Genomic DNA, 1,806 nt, shown 5'->3' with positions numbered 1-1,806 from the left:
TGGCTGTGGTATTTTTGTTTATGCTGGTTCAATTCCTAACAGTCAATTATATTTAGAATTAGATTTACAAGATGGCTATATTCCAGTAGATGAAAATATGGAAACAGCAATCAAAGGTGTATATGCAGTTGGTGATATTCGTGTAAAACAAATTCGTCAAGTTTCAACTGCAGTTAGTGATGGAACAATTGCTGCTATAAATGCAGCTAAAAAATAGATTTTAATAAAAAGGAAACAAAATTTGTTTCCTTTTATATATTCATAGTTTTTTTATATGAAAAGGTAATATCGCTTTACTTATCGTTATAAATAGCTTACTATTAAAATGTAAGGGGTTACTATAAAGAAAGGAGGGAAAATAATAAGAAAATCCCTTAGACATTGATATCTGCATAAAAATTATACTAATATATAAATATTATTTTGGAGATGAAATAAGTTATACAATTACAAGTTAAATTGCTTGGTAAATTAAATATTACTATGTAGATTAAATAATGTAAAAATGAGTTAAGGAAAGGAAAGAATATGAAAAAGATTTTAAAAATTGTGCTAGCTTTAGCACTTGCTTTTAGTGGAATAGTGGTTGGACAAATAAACAATGTTTATGCATCTAATGAAAATATTAGTGCATATCCACATGTTCAATCATATCAAACAACTACCGGAACGTTTTTTCTTGCTAGAGAAAGTCGTATCTTTATTGTTGAAAATGAAAAAACAATTGATAACCAAGCGTTATTAGATGATGTTGAATTATTAAGTTCGCAACTAGGAACACTTTTAGATAAATCTCCAAATATTGTTATTGGTGATAAAGCCAATGTATTAGAAAATGATATTGTAATTCAATTAGAAGAACTTGAAGAATTAGCTAGTCACAATCAAAGTTATAGAATTGATATTGATGATCATATTACAATAACTGCAAAAGATAATATTGGTATATTTTATGGTGTACAAACTTTAATTCAATTATTAAAAATTAATGATTATACATTATTGCAAGGAACAATCTTAGATTGGCCGGATACTAATGAACGTTCTATGCATCTTGATTTAGCTCGTAAATATTTCAGTATTGATTGGATCAAAGATTTAATTGAAGAAATGAGTTATTTAAAAATGAATTCTTTACAAATTCATTTTTCGGAACATGAAGGATATCGTTTAGAAAGTAATGTATTAAATAATGTTGAAGGATTTAATTATCCATCTCAATATTACACAAAAGAACAAATGGCTGAAATTGTTCAATATGCAAACAAATATCATATTGATGTAATTCCATCACTAGATTCACCTGGTCATATGCGCTATGTTTTAAATTATTTACCTAATGAATATAGATTAAGTAGCGTTTCTAATTTAGCTAGCGATGGGGCTGCTAGTGGGACATTTAATATTTTTAATGAAGAAGCTAAAGATTTTTTAAAGAGTTTATTTACTGAATATGCTGAGTTTTTCTCAGAACTTGGTTGTACAAAAATGAATATTGGTGGCGATGAGTTCTTAAATAATTTTTCATTACTTACTGAAGAACAATATTCAGGTGTTATGAACTACTTTAATGAAATTACTGCAATTTTAAAAGAATATTGAATGACACCAAGAGCATGGAATGATGGTTTAATGTTTACAGTATATGATAAGGATTCTTATCATTTAGATCCATCAATTGAAATTTGTTATTGGTCAGGTGGCGATAACTGTGCGACAATTGCTGACTTTGTTGAAAATGGTAATAAAGTTTTAAACTTTGCTGATGTGTACATGTATTATGTCCTTGCTCAAGGGTGGGATCAA

Annotated in this window: 2 protein-coding genes and 1 pseudogene; all 3 read left to right on the top strand. The window is 27.8% G+C overall.

Features of this window, described 5'->3' with window-relative positions:
- On the top strand, positions 1-217 hold a 217-nt coding region (locus ACLR9T_RS14390; RefSeq protein WP_413110148.1), incomplete at its 5' end, for an NAD(P)/FAD-dependent oxidoreductase.
- A gap of 311 nt (positions 218-528) precedes the next feature.
- Positions 529-1,602: a family 20 glycosylhydrolase gene (locus ACLR9T_RS14385; RefSeq protein ID WP_413110147.1), complete on the top strand. Its 1,074-nt coding sequence runs from the start codon at positions 529-531 to the stop codon at positions 1,600-1,602.
- Positions 1,603-1,806, top strand: a pseudogene (locus ACLR9T_RS14380) (lacto-N-biosidase); the annotation flags it as partial. It lies immediately after the preceding gene.

Source organism: Thomasclavelia sp. (assembly GCF_047249845.1).
In the GTDB taxonomy this organism is placed as follows: domain Bacteria; phylum Bacillota_I; class Bacilli_A; order Erysipelotrichales; family Coprobacillaceae; genus Thomasclavelia.
This window is presented reverse-complemented; position numbering and strand designations above follow the sequence as displayed.

What these genes read in the sequence shown, in the direction of transcription:
- ACLR9T_RS14385 (WP_413110147.1), top strand. Translation starts at nt 529, where the DNA reads ATGAAAAAGATTTTAAAAATTGTGCTAGCTTTAGCACTTGCTTTTAGT.